18 protein-coding genes and 1 pseudogene are annotated in these 17,585 nt (G+C 37.5%); 6 read left to right on the top strand and 13 right to left on the bottom strand.

Features of this window, described 5'->3' with window-relative positions; genetic code table 11:
• Positions 1-81: 81 nt before the first annotated feature.
• From E2566_RS08030 to E2566_RS07995, 8 genes are all read right to left on the bottom strand, one after another.
• On the bottom strand, positions 82-1,605 hold the full coding sequence (locus tag E2566_RS08030) for an HNH endonuclease signature motif containing protein (RefSeq protein WP_107169410.1): 1,524 nt from the start codon (positions 1,603-1,605) through the stop codon (positions 82-84).
• Positions 1,606-1,782: 177 nt separating this feature from the next.
• Positions 1,783-2,193 (bottom strand): hypothetical protein, encoded by a 411-nt coding sequence (locus E2566_RS08025; protein WP_107169409.1) that lies wholly within the window; start codon positions 2,191-2,193, stop codon positions 1,783-1,785.
• 97 nt (positions 2,194-2,290) lie between these two features.
• Positions 2,291-2,689, bottom strand: a complete 399-nt coding sequence (locus E2566_RS08020; RefSeq protein WP_107169408.1) for a hypothetical protein — start codon at positions 2,687-2,689, stop codon at positions 2,291-2,293.
• Positions 2,690-4,309, bottom strand: a complete 1,620-nt coding sequence (locus E2566_RS08015; RefSeq protein WP_107169407.1) for a DNA-binding protein — start codon at positions 4,307-4,309, stop codon at positions 2,690-2,692.
• Entirely contained in the window at positions 4,309-5,619 is a 1,311-nt protein-coding gene (locus E2566_RS08010; protein WP_107169406.1) for a tyrosine-type recombinase/integrase, read from the bottom strand. The genes E2566_RS08015 and E2566_RS08010 overlap by 1 nt, the downstream gene beginning before the upstream one ends.
• Position 5,620: 1 nt before the next feature.
• Positions 5,621-6,826 carry a tyrosine-type recombinase/integrase gene (locus E2566_RS08005; RefSeq protein WP_107169405.1) on the bottom strand — a complete coding sequence of 402 codons (1,206 nt, stop codon included), beginning with the start codon at positions 6,824-6,826 and terminating at the stop codon, positions 5,621-5,623.
• A gap of 368 nt (positions 6,827-7,194) precedes the next feature.
• Positions 7,195-7,401 carry a helix-turn-helix transcriptional regulator gene (locus E2566_RS08000; RefSeq protein WP_015730146.1) on the bottom strand — a complete coding sequence of 69 codons (207 nt, stop codon included), beginning with the start codon at positions 7,399-7,401 and terminating at the stop codon, positions 7,195-7,197.
• Positions 7,402-7,479: 78 nt separating this feature from the next.
• A complete protein-coding gene (locus tag E2566_RS07995) occupies positions 7,480-8,346 on the bottom strand; it encodes a DUF6387 family protein (protein WP_107169404.1) in 867 nt (288 codons plus the stop codon).
• A 468-nt stretch (positions 8,347-8,814) separates the two neighbouring features.
• Here E2566_RS07995 and E2566_RS07990 point away from each other — a divergent pair, with 468 nt between their 5' ends.
• The 4 genes from E2566_RS07990 to E2566_RS07975 all read left to right on the top strand — a co-directional run bounded on the left by E2566_RS07990 (position 8,815) and on the right by E2566_RS07975 (position 12,399).
• Positions 8,815-9,774 carry a type II toxin-antitoxin system PemK/MazF family toxin gene (locus tag E2566_RS07990; RefSeq protein WP_107169403.1) on the top strand — a complete coding sequence of 320 codons (960 nt, stop codon included), beginning with the start codon at positions 8,815-8,817 and terminating at the stop codon, positions 9,772-9,774.
• 660 nt (positions 9,775-10,434) lie between these two features.
• The gene (locus E2566_RS07985) at positions 10,435-11,712 is read left to right on the top strand and encodes a tyrosine-type recombinase/integrase (RefSeq protein ID WP_107169402.1); all 1,278 of its coding nucleotides are present in this window, start codon (positions 10,435-10,437) and stop codon (positions 11,710-11,712) included.
• A 130-nt stretch (positions 11,713-11,842) separates the two neighbouring features.
• Positions 11,843-12,106, top strand: a complete 264-nt coding sequence (locus E2566_RS07980; RefSeq protein ID WP_107169401.1) for a CopG family ribbon-helix-helix protein — start codon at positions 11,843-11,845, stop codon at positions 12,104-12,106.
• Positions 12,094-12,399, top strand: coding sequence for a hypothetical protein (locus tag E2566_RS07975; protein ID WP_107169400.1), 306 nt, complete (start codon positions 12,094-12,096; stop codon positions 12,397-12,399). The genes E2566_RS07980 and E2566_RS07975 overlap by 13 nt, the downstream gene beginning before the upstream one ends.
• 21 nt (positions 12,400-12,420) lie before the next feature.
• Here the strand turns inward: E2566_RS07975 and E2566_RS07970 are convergent, their stop codons facing one another.
• Together E2566_RS07970 and E2566_RS07965 are read right to left on the bottom strand one after the other, a co-directional pair.
• Positions 12,421-12,705: a hypothetical protein gene (locus tag E2566_RS07970; RefSeq protein WP_107169399.1), complete on the bottom strand. Its 285-nt coding sequence runs from the start codon at positions 12,703-12,705 to the stop codon at positions 12,421-12,423.
• A 189-nt stretch (positions 12,706-12,894) separates the two neighbouring features.
• Complete coding sequence (locus E2566_RS07965; protein WP_107169398.1) at positions 12,895-13,353, bottom strand: hypothetical protein; 459 nt, start codon at positions 13,351-13,353, stop codon at positions 12,895-12,897.
• Positions 13,354-13,742: 389 nt separating this feature from the next.
• On the opposite strand from E2566_RS07965, the gene E2566_RS07960 reads away from it, so the two are divergent.
• A complete protein-coding gene (locus E2566_RS07960; protein WP_165800650.1) occupies positions 13,743-13,913 on the top strand; it encodes a hypothetical protein in 171 nt (56 codons plus the stop codon).
• 275 nt (positions 13,914-14,188) lie between these two features.
• Here the strand turns inward: E2566_RS07960 and E2566_RS07955 are convergent, their stop codons facing one another.
• The gene (locus E2566_RS07955) at positions 14,189-14,722 is read right to left on the bottom strand and encodes a type II secretion system protein (RefSeq protein WP_107169397.1); all 534 of its coding nucleotides are present in this window, start codon (positions 14,720-14,722) and stop codon (positions 14,189-14,191) included.
• A gap of 12 nt (positions 14,723-14,734) precedes the next feature.
• Positions 14,735-15,253, bottom strand: a complete 519-nt coding sequence (locus tag E2566_RS07950; RefSeq protein WP_107169396.1) for a hypothetical protein — start codon at positions 15,251-15,253, stop codon at positions 14,735-14,737.
• Positions 15,254-15,452: 199 nt separating this feature from the next.
• On the opposite strand from E2566_RS07950, the pseudogene E2566_RS07945 reads away from it, so the two are divergent.
• Positions 15,453-15,719: pseudogene (locus tag E2566_RS07945) on the top strand (H-NS family nucleoid-associated regulatory protein); the annotation flags it as partial.
• 274 nt (positions 15,720-15,993) lie between these two features.
• On the opposite strand, the gene pilV reads toward E2566_RS07945, so the two are convergent.
• A complete protein-coding gene (pilV, locus tag E2566_RS07940; protein ID WP_107169395.1) occupies positions 15,994-17,583 on the bottom strand; it encodes a shufflon system plasmid conjugative transfer pilus tip adhesin PilV in 1,590 nt (529 codons plus the stop codon).
• Between the last annotated feature and the right edge of the window lie 2 nt (positions 17,584-17,585).

Raw genomic sequence — 17,585 nt, 5'->3', positions numbered from 1 at the left:
TATGAACCTTTTAAGACCGTGTGTCAGATCGAGTAATACAGTTTAAGTGACCGAATTTAGCTCTCCACTACACGCTTTATTTCAAGCGTACTCAGACAAGTCATGTTCACTCTTATCATTGAACTTTTTCCATTTTCCCGTCAACTTATCAGCATCAAGGTCTACATGATGCGGTTGTATGGTTTTACCCTCAAAGATAGTTTTGTGGATACAATCAATAGCAAAATGAACCGTTAAATCATCTGGATTAATCCCCATCAATCCTTTATCAAACATACGGTGTAGACTTACTTCAAGTAATAGACCGTTAGAGGTGTTGTTGTTCGCAGCTTCTGTTATTGCTTCAATGTGTGCAGCTTCTAATATCCCTTCTGGCAGTTTATAGCCAGTGATAGCACATCTACCATTGAAGTTATCCCAAACACGGCGTTTGAAATCAGCTTGATCTCCTGCATGACGGGCTTTGTGCGTAACTTCAACTGTACGCCCTGTAGCACAGGCATCATGTGCAGCTTCTATAGGCTTAGTTAGCTCTTCATTAATAGCTATAGCCCCTGTACCTATGACAAAAGATGTTTCAATATTAGGTTCCGGTGGTGTTAATGGGCTTATGTATTGATAGCTTAAAAATATCATACTAGCATCTTCATCAGTGGCGAGTTTCCAGGCTTCTGATTGTGTCATTGTTCGTAATGCAGTTTGATAAACTTGTTTATTGAAATAGCGTTTATCTTCCTTATCAATTTCCACATCAATAGTAGGAGCTTCAATAGGAAGTGTTTTGTCACCAATTAATAGATCACGTATTTCTACAGCTTCTTCTAAATTATCAAACCATTTAGTAACACATTTGCTGTTTAGATCTAACCCCATGAAGGGAAGAGTTACACGGATTGCATTAGGATAAACTTGTAATAAATAACGTTTAGTGCCTTCTGGTTTATCAGTCCAAAAAGAAATGTATCTTTCACCAGTGGATCTATTCACTCTACTATCTGCATCTTCGACAGCATCAACAGGAGTTACTACAGGCATAGTAAGTGGGTTAGCGACATGGCCTACGTGGTTGTGTCGTAAATGCCACTCTATAGCATCATCTTTTACATGAATCTGGCAGACAGGACATACAACAAGCCCCATAGATGTTACAGGTAGCTTCTTGCCACCGATTAAACGTAATGTACTTGCATTCTGGTTATGTACTTTCTTTTGATTCTGTGTAAGTACACTACGTTTAGCCTCTAAGCGGGTACGGAGCTTAGCAAGATTAAGCGATTTACGGCTATTTTGTCTTTCGTGATTATGGATCTGAATTCCTGCTTTAGTTTTGATTTTTGTCCACATGGAACTAGAGAATTTATGCCCGTGTACTTTTTTATAACCAGCATGAGCTTGCAAAGTAGCAGTGGGACTATCTAATCCATTTTTACGGAGTGCTTTATATTGCTGAAAAAGGTTAATAGCATGAACAGCGATAGCGAATTTGATTTCCCTTAGTTGGTCTTGTTTGGCTGCTTGCAATGCTCTTTGTTCTGGGGTAAGCAACTTCTGTTTGGCTTTCTTGGCTGTTTTCTTGCTCAAAGATTTTTTTCTGATGTAGTTCATTTTGCAAGCCTTTAATCTAATTCATTGGAGAGATGACACAATTGACCTGCTCCCAGCAAACTAACATAGCACGATGTAAGCAAGTTCCGCTCCTGGCACAGAGCAGCCTGTCAGATTACGTTTAGCTCTGCTCTGCGCCGCAACACTGCCAGATCAGGTCTTAGCTAATACACTTCATCACAACCGACAACCACTCTTCCTGGGGCTCGCTGAAGCCCTTATCAGCTTGTTGGCATCATACTTCTTTTTCTCATGCACGTAGATCCGTTCTGTTCTTCCACCATTATCGATAATGAAACTGATGATAGAGAGGAAGACTTTGTTCAGACGGACTTTATCTATCAAATCATCACTGATTTTTTCGATATGGCTATAGTAGGAGAGAAGCAAAAAGCTCAATACCACTTCTCTGTTTGAAAACGTCAGATTTTCTATGTCTTGCTGGTATTTAATATAGAACCCTGCACAAAAAAGGTAGGACTGCTCGGTGATTTCTGCCTCTGAGAAACCAGATTCATCGAGTTTATCAACGAACCTGTCGAGCAACAGCAGATACCTTTCCATCAAACTCATATTTATTTTTTTCATAACTATGCATCCTTGCATTCAAATGATTAATATTGTCATCCTGACAAATAAAGAAATACCATAATATTTAACCATGTCAATAGCTAAAAACTATCAACTAAAGATATTTTGCAGGTAAGGGATTATTGAGTTCTTCAAGCGTTATTTTTTTAAGATGAGCATTGTATATCCATATTTCAAACCGTTCTAAATATCGGGAATTCAGTGCCTTCAACGCTTCATTCTCTGCTTCAAGCCTTCTAATTCTTTGCGATGCTACTTTTAAATTAGCGGGTTTTACAGTGTGGACTTCACCAGATTTGATAATGGTTTTTTTTACATTGAAGCTTTCGGCGATCTTTACATGACTACTTAAAGATTGTCTCGATGGTCTTTTTCCAATGACTCCAATTAACTTGTCACATAAAATATCCCAGGTTAGTTTGTTATCTATGGGCCATGTATTAATTAAATCTACTATCTTCTTTTCATGACAACCATTTATATGCTTAGCCATTTACTCTCCTTTTATTATTTTATTTTGAAACTCATACCATTTCTCAGCATGGATATTTCCATCATTTTTATCATAAAGTGTTCTTTCTATAATTTTATTGTGTATTTTAGATAAGCTCTCATTATTCATACCAGACTCTTTAAAAGGGTAAGCATCACAAGGCTTAAATGCATATGAATGCTTACAATACCCATACTTGGTAATGAGGATTGCCCCGCTACTCAATGAATCGAACTCATTTAGAGCAACAACGGGTATTTGTTTCACTCTGTGAGTATTCGTGATCACTGACGATCTTTCATCTCTTATCAGTTTAGACATTTGAAGATGCGACCGATGATCATAAGACACATTCTGTGAAATAAGTTTCCTTCCAGACCAACGAGCAATGCTAAATTCATCCATACCATTTATTTGAGAAAATGTATTGAGTAGATGTCTCAATTGATGTGTTCTCAATAAATATGGGCTACCATCTTCATTCAAATAATGATATTTCTTAAATATATTAAGCTCTCCTTTGACATTCGCTGAATCAATAAAAAAATGAGTTGTAGGCCTGAACAAACGTTCTAATTTTACGGATTTTCTTTTACATAACTGCCCTTCATTTAATAAACAAAGTGCATTTGAATATTTAATATTCTTCTCAGCATCATACCAGGGAAAATCTTCTGGTATATTTTCTCTGAGTGTGTTTTCCAATGATTCAGATTGATTACTTTCAATTTTTATTGCCAAAAGTCTTGCCTGACTGGATAACTTTCTTAATCTACTAATAGCTTTTTTAGCTACTGGTATCATCGCAGTAGGTATCCACTTTATATCTCCCTCATATCCCTTTGCTGAAAAGAATCTCAAACCGTATCGTTGAATCCCCTTACTATCATTTTCGGTGATTTCACAATCCTCTGGTAGACCTAAAATTTCTGAAATTCTGCCTGGAGCGCACATTAGTAACGCAAGCACAGAAGTAGTAAATATATCCTTGGGAGATAATTGTTTATCATCCTTTGAAAAAATCTCCGCAATTGCTATAACAGACTTGATATCAGGCAATCTAGAATGGCCTTCCAGTGAAGGCTCATAACCACTCCAGGTTTGAGTGACCTTATGCCTTAATGGATTTACCCAAAATAAGTAAGATGAATTAGTCATTCTATTTTCACTTAAAAACATGCTTAAATTTTCAAGCTCCTTTCCAATAAAACATGCATGTGCTTTTGAATACTTTTCAGAGGCTAATCTTACGCATTCATCAAAAACCAAATTATTACAATTAGTTATATTAGCTTTCATGGTTAATTTTAATAAAACAAATTCAACAATCTTCAACATTGCTAATGTTGTGGGTTTCGACTTAGCTTTATTGAATGAATGCACATGCAACATGTATGCTTTGGCAAAATCAATAAAACAGTCATCTAAAGGCTCCCGGCTGTTTGAATTGCTTTTCATGTCAAACTTATTAAATCTGTAAAATTTTTTCCATATATTACTCTCCCATGAAGTTACTAAAGTGCTATTAAAAATAGTAGTCTTGCAAAACTCGATAAATTTAGCAGTATTCTTGTGTGGATCATTAGTATTAATTGGCTCAAATATAAAAATATTGCTCATTATGCACTCCAGAGTTGGCAGTTTTTACAAGTTAAACATTTAACTTTCTCTTTCCCATCATCAATGAGTAAAAAGGAATCTAAAACATGCTTAATAAACAGATCCTTGTTTTCTTCACTTTTCTCCCCCATGAATATATTAGCTAAGGGATTAAAAAAAGGACTTAGCCTGTTATCGATATCATGAACATTGTCAGGACTATTTTTTACATATACTCCAGATGAATTTACTGATTTATGGTCTAATGCTTTAGCAATGACCTCAATTGATGCACCTTCATTAGCCAAACGACTTCCTAATGTATACCTGAATCTTCTTGCATTGAGTTTTAAATAACTATCAGTTCTTTCGGATCTAATATCAAATTCAACAGAAAACTCTTTTAACTTCCTTGAGATAAATGAATTTCTCATGTGAAGAAAATCCGTTTTAAAATAAGATGAAAAATTGTCCACACCTTTTATTTCAGCCATTTTTTTAACATCCAGAAAAATTGGCAACTCATCTCTCAGGTAAGAAACCTCAGCACCTAATTGAGCTTCAACAAAAGACTGATTTTCATTAATCAGAATTAATAAATTTTCATACAATTGACTATCTATCATTTTCAAACTGAATTCTGTTCTGAAATTTTTTCGTTGCTTTACTCTTGGTATATTAAGAAAGTGTCCTTTCTCGTCTTTGATGAGATCTTTGGCTTTAAGAGATATTAACTGCACTGGTCTTCTTCCTGTTTTTGCCAACAAAACAATATAGCAATATAAATAACAATCAATTTTATTTTCTCTATAATTTTTTCCCACGATTTTAAGAATGGTATTGAATTCTGTTTCAGTTAATGGACCTGCATTCGGATCTCGTCTTTTGACTGCTTCTCCAGTTTTTTTCGGAATGATTTTTATTCTCTCCATCATTCTGAGAGCACTTGCCTCTACCCCTGGATAATTGAACGCTTTCCATTTGGCAATAAAAGCCTTAATGGTGTTTAGCTTGTAGTTTTTCGTTGAGCCTAAGTGAACATTCAATTGATATACTGCCTTATCATCAATCGTCTTGATGGTCATGATCCCAAACCACTCATTGAACAGGTAATTAATACTTTCAATATAACTTGGACTATATTCAGAAGCATAGTAGGCCAGTGTCTTTAGGTAGCTAAGCTTCATTCGTTCGGGCATTTTTTCTACCACTTTATAAGGGTATACACAGGTTTCTTTGCCTAATTGCCATTTCCTATCGGAAAGTTTGAAACTATAGCCAGACATTCTGGCTAAAAAGACAGTCTCATTTTCAATATATTTTATTTCCATGCTATGCCTCATTAATTATTTTGTTAACTGAATCATAAACTCTTAAGACGGCATCTTTTTCTTTTTGCACTATGTATTTGAAATTATAATTCTCAGACATTGTTGATTCTTTCGACCAACCCATAAGATAATTTCTTAAGTCTTTCCTTTTGCTATATTCCAATTGAGACCCTTCAATTTCTTTTGAATAAACATAATTCCAAGAGTGCCTTAATCTATGACCTGATAGACTGGATAATTTTGGACTTGCTCTCTTCAAGGTTGATATGATTTTCTCATAAGCTGAAATACTTAAAGGTTCTCCAGCAGTTTTTCCGGTGCAGTGTGTAACTAATAAGAAACTATGTTTTTTTCTCTTAGTCATCTTTTCCCTACTATTGATTATATAATCAAGAACTTCATTAGCTAACTCATCAGATAATGGAATAACTCTCTCACCAGTCTTAACTAATGGCTGATAAGGTCTTCTGTCCTCCTTTGAGTCATGCCTTCTAATAATGCTCAGCGTGTTGTCTCTGAGATCAAAATCATCTACTTTGAGATTGAGTAACTCTCCAGCCCTTAAACCTAAACTCAAGAGCAAGGTGAATATCAGTCTGTTCCTTATCTGAACTTCCTTATGAAAAGGATTTTCAATCCCGCCAATTTCCAATAGATGGAAAAGTATTTTGATCTCTTCCTCATTTAAAGATTTTTCAGATCTTTCATTCATATTCAATGAACTGTGTTTTGGTATATATGCTCTGATACTGTCAATAAATGAATCTACTTCATACTTTGCATTAATCCCCTTTGCCGAATGAACTAATCCGCATAACCAATTAAGATAACGTGAAAAAACATGTATCCTATAACTAAAAGTTCTCTTAGCAATAAACGTGTTATTCATCAATTTTATATTTATTATTTTCTGTTTGTCGAACCTTTGCCTTGCATATCTTATAAGATCATCTATTTCAGCAAGACTAAGATATTCTTTATTCTCAATTCTTTCTACTATATTTATTTTTCTGCTATATAAGAACCTACTGAAAATCAGCAGATTAGTTGCAACTATCTCTATCGTTGAAGCGGTTGCACTTTTATTCCTGACATTTGTAGTAAGAAAAAGATTTTGATAGTAAACTGGCAGTTCAGTGTTTTTATCAAGGATTAGATATCCTCGCTCTCCACCACTCGTAATGAATTTTTTTATCTTGTATCCCATTGTTCCCTCAAACTTTACGTTTTAATATCGCTCCAACTTATCTAATATATTCATGAATTAAATAAATCAAATTTTTTACAAATAAAAGGGGCTAATTCATTTACTTATTAATACTTTAAAAAATTTATTTGACGAATAATAAACAAGTACGGCTAGTTATTAATATCCATACCGATATTGAGCGAAGCCTTTAAATAAAGGACTCTTTGATAAAATGTAAAGTATTTTGTAAAAAATACATCAATCATCATAGATAAACTTTACACTTTTATCATTAAGCTCGCCTGAAAATTAATAACCCTCTAAAAAACCATTAAATAAAATTATTCTTATAACCTGTAAAACTCCCTGTAGAATATAAATTTCACTCACTGGAATTCTTTACATTTTCTTTTTTCGATAGCGGACAATATCCATTCATCAATTTCATGTTCAACAAATGCGACAGCACGGATACCGATTTTTACAGGTTGGGGGAAACGCTCTTCACTAATAAGACGATAGAGCCAGGCTTTTCCAAAGCCGGTTTTTCTCATTACTTCGGGGAAACGAATAAGGCGATTCTGGGTATTCATAGTCTCTCCTATTGGTTTTAGAAGAGACTATATGAAAAAATCAGGGAAACAAGCGAACTTCAGCACCTCCAGACTTCCCTAATCTTTCTCCTTATCTGCCTCCTTATCTCCGAGTTTCATGACACCAGACACTTTCATATCTCTCAAGTGGGGATTCTTGTTGAGGAAATGATGAAACTGAAGAATGAATGACTTACTGACTGTTTTAATCGCAAGGGGTTTGTCGGTATCCTTTATGCGACTACCCGATCTTGTTTTATCTTCCTCATCAGTATCGCTGTGGAGCAGAGTGGAAAGGCGATAATCTGACACCCGGATATCATTGCGCTTTGCCCAGATAAGTATGTCAAGTATCGCGAGCAGCCTGTAATTGATAATTTTCTTAATCGTTCCATAGCCAAAGCGAACAGAGTCTGATGGTTCTGGCTCAATCCCCCGGATTTTACGCCACTGAGGAAGCAGAGCTTTCAATGATTCAGCAATTTCTTCGTCAGTGCCAGCAGTGAGATCTATCTCGATCATCACACTGTGTTGAAATAATACCGGCATAGTCTCTGCAATAGGGATGTTATAGATTTTTTTATCTACCCAATATTCATCGTCATGCAGGCCAAACAGCGACTTCTCCATCCCATAAATGCAAAGATCTGCCAGCCTTCCGGTCGTTGTTATAGAGAAGTGAGGGGATGGGGAAAGCATATCGTCTGCTGCAAGGCGAGCCATATGGCTGTCCGTAATGAGGAAGGGTTTTCCGCTAAAGAGACTGCCTGCATAAATTTCTGCCAACATGAATTCAGTATTCGCATTATCAGATTTAAAAAATAACGATCTCATCACTAACTCATGATAAAGCCGCTCAAGAGGTATGTTTTCAAACTGACGATATGTATCGATATTCAGCCATTTTTCGATTTCTTTAATGCCTTTGTCCGACAAGTTTTTCATCACCACACTCCGCAGTGAACAAGCCCTTTGTGGTAGTATAGTCGCTATCCGCTTTTAGGCTTTTTTTCTACTGGATTTAATGCGCCTAAAATGATGATTTAAAACTCAAATTCATCTGTTGGTATAAGTGTTGGGACATTTATGAGAGAAAAAGAAAATTATCTTTTGAATCATATAAATACTCATACGTTCGATTCCAGCCGTGGATTCAACAGAAAGTAAGATTGGGAATATGCTTCATCAGGAAGATTGTATCAAGCCATAATTCAATGTATTGTGTAAGAGGTAGTTATCTTAGCTCAAGATATTAAGTTACGCAGCTTAAATAGTTTCTCACATTGATGCCTCACCTACTATCATGAGATCCCATATGTGAAAAGATGTTATCTCGCAAGAGTTACGTTATTATGAGAAGCTATTTAGTTCATGTATATGATAATCATTCACAATTATTAATCTAGGTTAGAAATGATAACAATCATTTATTTTTTATCAAAAGAAAATAAAACGTCAGACGTAGAACTAGGCAGAACATCATTTGACGGCATTGACCAAGTAATGACGCCATTTTTTACCTTCCCAATAGGGGATACAAAAAGATATCCACTATTCATCACTAAGTTCTTTAATAAGAAAATTCAACATCGATGGGAAATAAAGAATACTGAAATTGAATCATCAGAAAAAGATGATTTATTAATACATATGTGGCTTTCTCCAATTGATGTTTCCAACGATATTTATTTATCACAAACTTTAAAAAGAAAGGGATTAAGAAGTGCAGCTTCATTACTGCATAAAGGTAAAATAGTAATCGTTGAATTTGGCCATATAAATAAGTGTATAAAAAAAAGTGCAGAAGTAAGTTCCAACAAACGTTACCCAGATAATATTCAACATGGTGAAATGCACAAAAGGCGTCCAGCAATTGTTGTCAAAGTTGATGAAAGAGGCGTAAAAGTAATTCCATTAACATCCAAAAAACCATCTAATCTAGATGATAACAACTTAACATTTGAATTATCAGAAGACTCTAAAAAAGATATCGGCGATTTTATAAAAAAAGAAACATATGCACTTTGTAATATGATACAGACTGTATGTGTAACAAGAATATTACCACCACTATTTAGAGTAAAAAATAGGAATACTTTTTTCCGGCATGATGAATACCGAGCGAAATTAAGCAAAAAAGACATGAAACTTTTGGATAAAGGATTATTGTCTTCCATATCTAAACCTAATATATATAGTGAGCTAAAAAAAACAAAGGAAGATAATATAAAACTTAATGACAAATTAAATGATACAATAAAAAAACTTCAACTATTAAAAGAAATGTACATGTACACGAATGATTCCAACGCTAATAATATAGATGATGTTGATATTGAAATAAAAAAATACCAAGAGCGACAAGAAAAATAAGTATTTTTTGTCATAAAATTTATCTATGAACAACTTTCGACTATACACAGTAAAAAAGATGCAAGTAGACTTGACAAGCATAGTTCATCTACGTATGATTGATATCAAAGGTGGGGAGCAAAGAGACGGTAATCTTCCCCGCTACGCTGAAAAATTGCGATACCGACGAACACAAAGAAAAAACAAAAAACCACCGCAAGGTGGTTTTTTTATAACAATCAATAAGTTATAAGTAAAACAGTTCACCTCCACCTACCAATCTTGGATAGGTATACACCATTTTTTCTATTCTGATTATATTACCAGATAAACCACTTACTACCCTACCACCACAAAAGTTAGCTTAGGTTCTTATTGACATTGGTTTCTAAAAACAGATAGTGTTATTGGTAGATTTGTTGGTAGACGCTTCCCAGCAAATCATTTTTAACATGAAAAAACAACCAGATAGGTGCATGTTAAAGTCCAGTCAGAGGAGCCAAATTAAAGAAAGCAGACGTTCACTGACGTCTGCTTTTTTGCTTTTAATCAATTGGTTATCCCCTTCTTCAGGTTCGCCCTCGTTCACCCAAAAACACTCGAAGCCATACCCTTTTGCTGGTAAAAATACTGGTAAAGCTGGTTCGATTTCGTTTTTACCAGCAATCGGAGGGAGCCGTCATGTCACTGACTGATACTAAAGTAAAAAATGCCAAGCCGTCAGAAAAGGTGGTGAAGCTCACTGACGGGTTTGGCCTCTACTTGCTGGTACATCCCAACGGTTCCAAATACTGGCAGTTGGGTTATCGCTTCGAAGGGAAACAGAAGGTGTTCTCCATCGGCGTCTACCCTGCAGTTTCTCTAGCTGATGCAAGACAACGCAGAGATGAAGCAAAAAAGTTGTTAGCGGCTGGATTAGACCCCAGCGCCAAAAAACAGGCTGACAACAAAATCGTTCAAGAGCGACGTAACAACACCCGCGCTTTCAAAACCGTCGCTAAAAGCTGGTTTGCCACCAAAACCACATGGTCAGAAGATTATCAGCGTTCGGTATGGACACGACTGGAAACCTACCTGTTCCCTGATATTGGCAACAAAGATATTGCTGAACTGGATACAGGCGATCTGCTGGTTCCCATCAAAAAGATAGAGAAGCTGGGTTATCTGGAAATCGCTATGCGAGTAAAACAGTATGCTACCGCCATCATGCGTTATGCCGTCCAGCAAAAGATGATCCGTTTCAATCCTGCCTATGATTTGGAAGGGGCAGTTCAGAAGCCACAGACGGAACACCGCCCCGCTATCGAACTGGAAGAGATTCCTACCCTACTGGAACGCATTGAAGGCTATAAAGGCCGTAGCAGATTGACGCAACTTGCGATCAAACTCAATCTACTGATTTTTGTCCGTTCAAGCGAACTCCGCTTTGCCCGTTGGTCAGAGATCGATTTCAAAAGCGCTTTGTGGGTTATCCCTGAACAGCGTGAAGCCATAAAAGGGATCAAGCATTCAGGCCGTGGTGCAAAAATGCGCAGGAAACATTATGTTCCTCTATGCGATCAAGCACTGGCAATTTTAGAAGAGCTTAAAGACCTCACCTATGACGTTAACGGTGATGACGGCTTTATCCTGACTGGCTGTTATGATGCGATGAAGCCTATGAGTGAAAACACCATCAACAAAGCACTGCGCAAAATGGGCTATGACACCACAACCGATCTGTGTGGTCATGGTTTCCGCACGCTGGCGTGTAGTGCGTTGATTGAATCGGGTATTTGGCCTGAAGACGTGGTTGAACTTCAGATGAGCCACATGGAAAAGAACAACGTTCGCGCTGCCTACACTCACAAGGCCAAACACCTTGAGCAACGCCGCCTCATGTTGCAATGGTGGGCTGATTTTCTGGATGCTAACAGCAACGCGATGGTTAGGCCGTTTGAGTTTGGGCAGAAGGAATGATACATCAAATGCGGGGAGCATAAATAGATAAGCCTTTAGTCGCCATATGGCCTGAGATTGTTTGACTTTTCATTCAAAGCAGAGTAATAAAAGGTAATACCTTTTATTACCTAAACTCTGGGAGGTTAACATGGCAGTTTCCGTAAAGCTTGATATGCAACTTGAGGAAAGGCTTGCCCGTCTGGCGGCTAATCGCAAGAGAACAAAGCACTACCTGATGAAGCAAGCTATCGTTTCCTATGTTGATGCGGAAGAACAGAAAGAGCGTTTACGCCAGCAAGCACAGTCTTCATACGCGAACTACCTCAACACCGGTGATCATTTAACGGGCAAAGAAGTCGTTGATTTTCTGCGTAGTGGTAAAAACGGGGATCTTCCTGAATGCCACAAGTGATCGTGACGGAAAAGGCTCGGAAAGGAATTAATCGCTGTCTGGCCTTCCTCGAAAATAATTCCGCAGGCTACGTCATTAACGACGTTAAACGCACCATCGCAGACAGTTTGGATAATCTTGAAAAAGGGCTGAGCACTGGTTTCTTCTCCGATGAAGAAGGCTATGATGATTTTTTATATGAAGTAATTGTCCCTTATGGTGATTCTGGCTACGAATATTGTTATTTCATTGACGCTCAGGGGCGTTATATTGTAGTCGGTTTTAAGCACCAAAAGGAAAATGATTATTATTAAGTTATAACTGATAAAGCATAGTCAGTTAGTCATCGTTTTTTTATACAGTTCATCCATTTTCAGTTTTTGAGCATAATTAAGATAATCATTAACAGCTTGACTTGAACCATAATAATCAGATTTAATTAATTGGCGGGCATCGTTAATCTTTGTCGAAACATCATTATTTATTATAACATTGAAAACAACTCCACACTCAAGTTCATTAATAGCCATCTTCAAATAAAAATAATTAACAACCCCACCCAAAACAAAAAAAGCACACAGAAAACTAAATATTTTCACCCTCCTTATTTTTTTACACATTGGCATTCCCCCTATAAAATCAACAATAAATAATTACCATATCAATTCGTAAAAAATCAAATTTATTACAGTAAAAACTGCACTGATTTTTTATTATATTTATTTTCGATACCTATTGTACATATCATGTTAACAATAGGCATCGGTTTTTGTATAGAGAAAAAACCAATATATATCTTATGGAAATTATTACTGTGATAATTCTTGGAAGCATTTTTGTCCGTCATCAGCTAAACCTTGTAGCGTTATTGAGACAAGTTTTCCCCTGTAAGTGAAACCACCCTCATCTTCTTTCGCAGGACCTTTTTGATATTCAGATAGAAATCTTTCCTGATTCTTAATTGTGAGGACTGTCGCTGCTGCCCACAAATTTTCTTCCATATTTGCCTGATGTTCTAACTTCAGTTCTCTATACACCTTTCCATGAGCCTGAGCAAGTTTGCGAGCCGCATCAACAATAAGATTACAGCGCTCTTTTTTTTCAGACCAAACCCGAACTTTATCACTCTTTTGAATTTCATATTTTGATTTTATTTCTTCTAGCGCGAGTTCTGTTTTGCTTTTATCCCAAGTTGAATAGATCGCAGTAAATGCAGAAGCAACGACACTAACAATAGCAACCCAATTCCCGATATTAGAATTAGACATAGAATCATCCTTAAAAAATGTATTATTGACTACTTACTATAATCAGCCTCAGCAAGTCGCATTCTCCGCCACTTCATCAGGCGGCTCCGAAGCTATGCAGATTTGAAACATCGGATATTTTCCCGCTGTAACGTTTCTTGTATCGCATTAACTAATTGAATTGACTAGTGATAGATCTAAGACTACATTGCAACCGATCAGGTACGAGCCTTGACAAAGACCACCTGAACACCAGTTTCGCCCCTGAAAGGTACAGCAATACCAGACAAGGGCTAACCTCAACGTTATAAGGACTAACGCTATGGCTGTCTGTCAGTTTACCTATTCCCTTCCTGAAAATCTGCATCTGGCTACTGCTTTTTTGCCATATCCAGCAACGGAGGCTTATCATGTTCGATAACACACCACTGGAACTGGAAGAAATCATCGATCAGTGTCGGGCATTGATTTACGCCGTTATTGAACTGGATGAACCCAAGGCAAAAGAGATTTTGTCTTTTATTTTGTGGGAAAGGCTAAATACATTGTATCTGACCTACCAGAAAGAAGTAGCCAGCTAATATCAACGCCTTTTCTATCGGTCTTCCCACATACGTTAAAAGGGCTTAACAGCCCTTTTATCTACCTCAACAAGATAGCATCAGTTTTTATAAAAAAGACAAAAATAGGATAATAAAAAACACTTACAGAGAATTCGACACTAAAAAATGAAAAAGTGATCTTAGTTTAAATTAATTATGATATTTCCCATCGATCCAATTTTTTACATTGTAGTTATACCTTATAAAATTATATCCATTATCCCTGTCAATTCTTTCCGCATCCCTTTTATTATTCAGGTTCCTCGCAATAACATACTCTCTGTAAGCTTTGAAAAAAGCGTCCATTTTGACAGCAAGAGCGATATCTCCTGAGTTAAGGCAGATTGAGAGGCTGATATCGAATTCGATATAGACGACGATATCGACTTACTGACGCTCACCGATGCCGATGTTGACGCTGATTTACTGGTAGACAGTGAGGCTGACGTACTGGCGGATTTGGATGCAGAGGTTGATATTGCAGTGCTTGCCGCTACTTCTGCCTCTGAACCTTCACGCAGTTCCCCAAGATTCAACGGAAAAGCCAATGTGTTTTTTAAGATCTGCATAGAGATGGGATAGGTTTCCTGAACACTCCCATCCGGTTTGGCACTCATCAGATACGCATCTGCTGTGTTGAATATGGTATGGATCTGTTGAACCGTTTCCCTTACTGCCGCATCGTGTTTTTCATTGCGGTAAAAGCTCAATGCAGTGTAGGCAATACCTGAAGCTATCCCAAGCACTAAAACAATTTCTAATACTGAATATCCTTTTTTCTTTTTCATTTTTATACCTTATTATTTAATCGATAGCTGATGGTTTTCTCTGGTCTGCATGGTTTGTCGATAAATCTCATAACTGACATTAACGAGGTTTTCTTTTTCAGCAGAACCACCAGAGGAATGAACGATATCCCCATCAGATTGATAAAGTGCGTAGGTTTTCGGATAAACAAAATGATTGACTACAATGGTGTTATCTTTGCCTGATTGACATAACACCGTTGTTTTATCCTTCACGACAGTATTCCTGTTCCATGTGGTTCCAGAAGCAGGCGGCGTTAATGGCACATATTGGTTATTGACCAGCACTTCGAAATATTGTCCTGCCAATTGTGTAGCCAATGTCGCACAGGACTTATCTGGCACATGGCTTAGCGTGAGTTTGAGAACGTTAGCGCCACTATAAACTGGGTTATATTCCAATGAATAGATACTGCCGACCGGAGCTTTAAAAAGGCTATCGGCTGATAGTGTTTGTGATGTAAACCCACTGGCTAAAAATAAGCATAGCCATCTTGTTTTACTGAATGACATAATTCCTCCTGAAATTTTTACGTATACTCAGGAGATAATCAATTTATTTTATGTTGACAAGTATCTGCGGTGTTATTTTTATTAACTATCTCAAATAAAAATAAACAGTATGATCCAAATCTAATGGACACTGAGCAATACGAGATTGATTATCTATTATATATCACCAGCCTATATTGATTAGCTATTACATATCACCACCGCACAGCAAAAAAATACTGAACGTCAGGCCAAAATTGAAGCCCTTCGTGCTCAACTTCTGGAAGATGGTATTGATCCATCTGAATTTCTTGGTTCTGCTTCTGCAACCAAGTCAGCAAAATCCAAACGTGAGCCTCGCCCTGCCAAATATAAATATGTCGATGAAAGCGGCAATGAAAAATTATGGACAGGTCAGGGCCGTACACCTAAAGCGATTGCTGCTGCTATTGAAAGCGGTAAAAAGCTGGAAGATTTTAAGATCTGATACACGTATCAGCGTGCAACCCTATAATAAATAGGTTGCACGCTGAATAATGACTCATTTTTTGTATCTTAAAACCATGGAAAGCTATAATACTTTCGCTAGCAATTTACTTATCTTCCACTTACTGTCAACAAACCAAAACTGGCAATTTCCAGTCATTTTCCTTTTCCACATAGTACTTCGTCTTGCCGTATATCAATAAGCATCGCTAATACCTCATAGCTCTAATTCAACAAATCAGACAATAACCAAACATATATTCCAGCCCCAAAAATCACCCACATTTCACTTTTGTTATATTGATATATTTTGGTATCGGACGGCAACTTTCCTTTTCACCTTTTTCGCCCCCGCCGTGGGTCGTACAATGTGACCCCATTTCATTGATATTGTATTGAGGGACCCAAAGTTTCTCATCACCATACGGATTGGTTCGTACTTGTCCGTTCCAAAATACGGCGATCGAGGCATAATATAAAACAGGCTCAACCCCGGCAGGACATGTTCCCCCATCAACCGTGATTAGACCACCGCTATTTGTCCCCCATATGCCAGATTGACAAGACAGTGTAGCGCCTTTATCGTCTTTACTAATTAATCCATCAGGTGAACAACTCGCGCCAGCCACAGAAGTCGATTTAACCTGTAAATATTGCCCTGAAACAGTACCTGATGAAACGATATTCCCTGATGCCACGATATCGCCTTTGGCTAAACCATCGCTCGAAGGCAATAGTGTTAAATCGCCTCTTATTCTTTGGCTTCCTACAACATCTAATTTCATTGATGAAGGTGATGATGTTGTTCCGGTAATTGAGATGAAATTATTCTTTCCTGACTCATCTTCGATTCTTAATGGTATCGCGTTATCAGACGAACAACTGGAAAATGTGCCACAGCCTAACCACAATCTTCTCTCGTTTTCTTTACCAACAATGAGTGCGCCACGAGATCTGACACCTTGTTCGCTTTCCAGCCATTGATTAACTTTCACGATATTGTTAAACGTCGAATAACCATCAACAGTTAATTGATTTTGAACCTTAAGATTATTACTGAACGTTCCATTTTTACTCTGCACAATTTCAGTCGCGTTGAGATGCGTTCCTTCCACAATACCGGATGAGGATAATCGCTGGCTTTTGATCGCTCCAGATGCGGTAATGTCTTTAACATTATCGATACTCTGACCGCCCATATTCAGATCCCCTGTCATCGGTAATGTGCCATCACGACGCAGGTAAACGGAATACATAGCGCTATCGTAGCCAACACGATAGGCCAACAATCCCGCAGCATTAATACCACTATAACTATTTTGGTTCTCAGTCCATTGCCCACCCGTACCTGATGCAACAGTTGCAGATTGCGTCATACCACTATCGATACCAGAGGCTTGCATAGCACGACCTAATAAGTCATAGCGAACACGGTTCCCTTCTAACCACGGCAACGTGGTGATAACCAGTCCATTAATAACGTAGTTAGGTGTGGTTCCTGCGCGCTTTAACATGATTTTATAAGATGATTTCTGCGCATTGATTCCGGTATAACTGACAGGCAATAGCCCTTCATTTACCAACGTCTGATGCGTAATTTCACAGCCAGTAGCTGAACAAATTCGTGGTCCCGGATCGCTGCTTTGGCTGCTACTGGATGAAAGCGTTGAAAGTTTGTCATATCGGATACTGATATAACGGTTAACCGCCTCCCCCATCTGTTTCATCTGCGAACCTACGGTATTCGCCATAATGTTTTCTTGATTACTTTTCATGTCCTGAAACTTCATGAAAGCCATTACTACGCCAACACCTAACACCAGCGTTATTTCCAATAAGGAAAACCCTTTTTTATGTTTAATCATTT

Source organism: Pectobacterium punjabense (assembly GCF_012427845.1).
Classification (GTDB): Bacteria; Pseudomonadota; Gammaproteobacteria; order Enterobacterales; family Enterobacteriaceae; genus Pectobacterium; species Pectobacterium punjabense.
Note: the sequence above shows the minus strand (reverse complement) of the source record. Positions and strands in the feature narration are given on the sequence as shown.

Coding starts and splice junctions, on each gene's coding strand:
- E2566_RS08030 (WP_107169410.1), bottom strand. CDS start 1,605: ATGAACTACATCAGAAAAAAATCTTTGAGCAAGAAAACAGCCAAGAAA.
- E2566_RS08025 (WP_107169409.1), bottom strand. CDS start 2,193: ATGAAAAAAATAAATATGAGTTTGATGGAAAGGTATCTGCTGTTGCTC.
- E2566_RS08020 (WP_107169408.1), bottom strand. CDS start 2,689: ATGGCTAAGCATATAAATGGTTGTCATGAAAAGAAGATAGTAGATTTA.
- E2566_RS08015 (WP_107169407.1), bottom strand. CDS start 4,309: ATGAGCAATATTTTTATATTTGAGCCAATTAATACTAATGATCCACAC.
- E2566_RS08010 (WP_107169406.1), bottom strand. CDS start 5,619: ATGGAAATAAAATATATTGAAAATGAGACTGTCTTTTTAGCCAGAATG.
- E2566_RS08005 (WP_107169405.1), bottom strand. CDS start 6,826: ATGGGATACAAGATAAAAAAATTCATTACGAGTGGTGGAGAGCGAGGA.
- E2566_RS08000 (WP_015730146.1), bottom strand. CDS start 7,401: ATGAATACCCAGAATCGCCTTATTCGTTTCCCCGAAGTAATGAGAAAA.
- E2566_RS07995 (WP_107169404.1), bottom strand. CDS start 8,346: ATGAAAAACTTGTCGGACAAAGGCATTAAAGAAATCGAAAAATGGCTG.
- E2566_RS07990 (WP_107169403.1), top strand. CDS start 8,815: ATGATAACAATCATTTATTTTTTATCAAAAGAAAATAAAACGTCAGAC.
- E2566_RS07985 (WP_107169402.1), top strand. CDS start 10,435: ATGTCACTGACTGATACTAAAGTAAAAAATGCCAAGCCGTCAGAAAAG.
- E2566_RS07980 (WP_107169401.1), top strand. CDS start 11,843: ATGGCAGTTTCCGTAAAGCTTGATATGCAACTTGAGGAAAGGCTTGCC.
- E2566_RS07975 (WP_107169400.1), top strand. CDS start 12,094: ATGCCACAAGTGATCGTGACGGAAAAGGCTCGGAAAGGAATTAATCGC.
- E2566_RS07970 (WP_107169399.1), bottom strand. CDS start 12,705: ATGTGTAAAAAAATAAGGAGGGTGAAAATATTTAGTTTTCTGTGTGCT.
- E2566_RS07965 (WP_107169398.1), bottom strand. CDS start 13,353: ATGTCTAATTCTAATATCGGGAATTGGGTTGCTATTGTTAGTGTCGTT.
- E2566_RS07960 (WP_165800650.1), top strand. CDS start 13,743: ATGTTCGATAACACACCACTGGAACTGGAAGAAATCATCGATCAGTGT.
- E2566_RS07955 (WP_107169397.1), bottom strand. CDS start 14,722: ATGAAAAAGAAAAAAGGATATTCAGTATTAGAAATTGTTTTAGTGCTT.
- E2566_RS07950 (WP_107169396.1), bottom strand. CDS start 15,253: ATGTCATTCAGTAAAACAAGATGGCTATGCTTATTTTTAGCCAGTGGG.
- pilV (WP_107169395.1), bottom strand. CDS start 17,583: ATGATTAAACATAAAAAAGGGTTTTCCTTATTGGAAATAACGCTGGTG.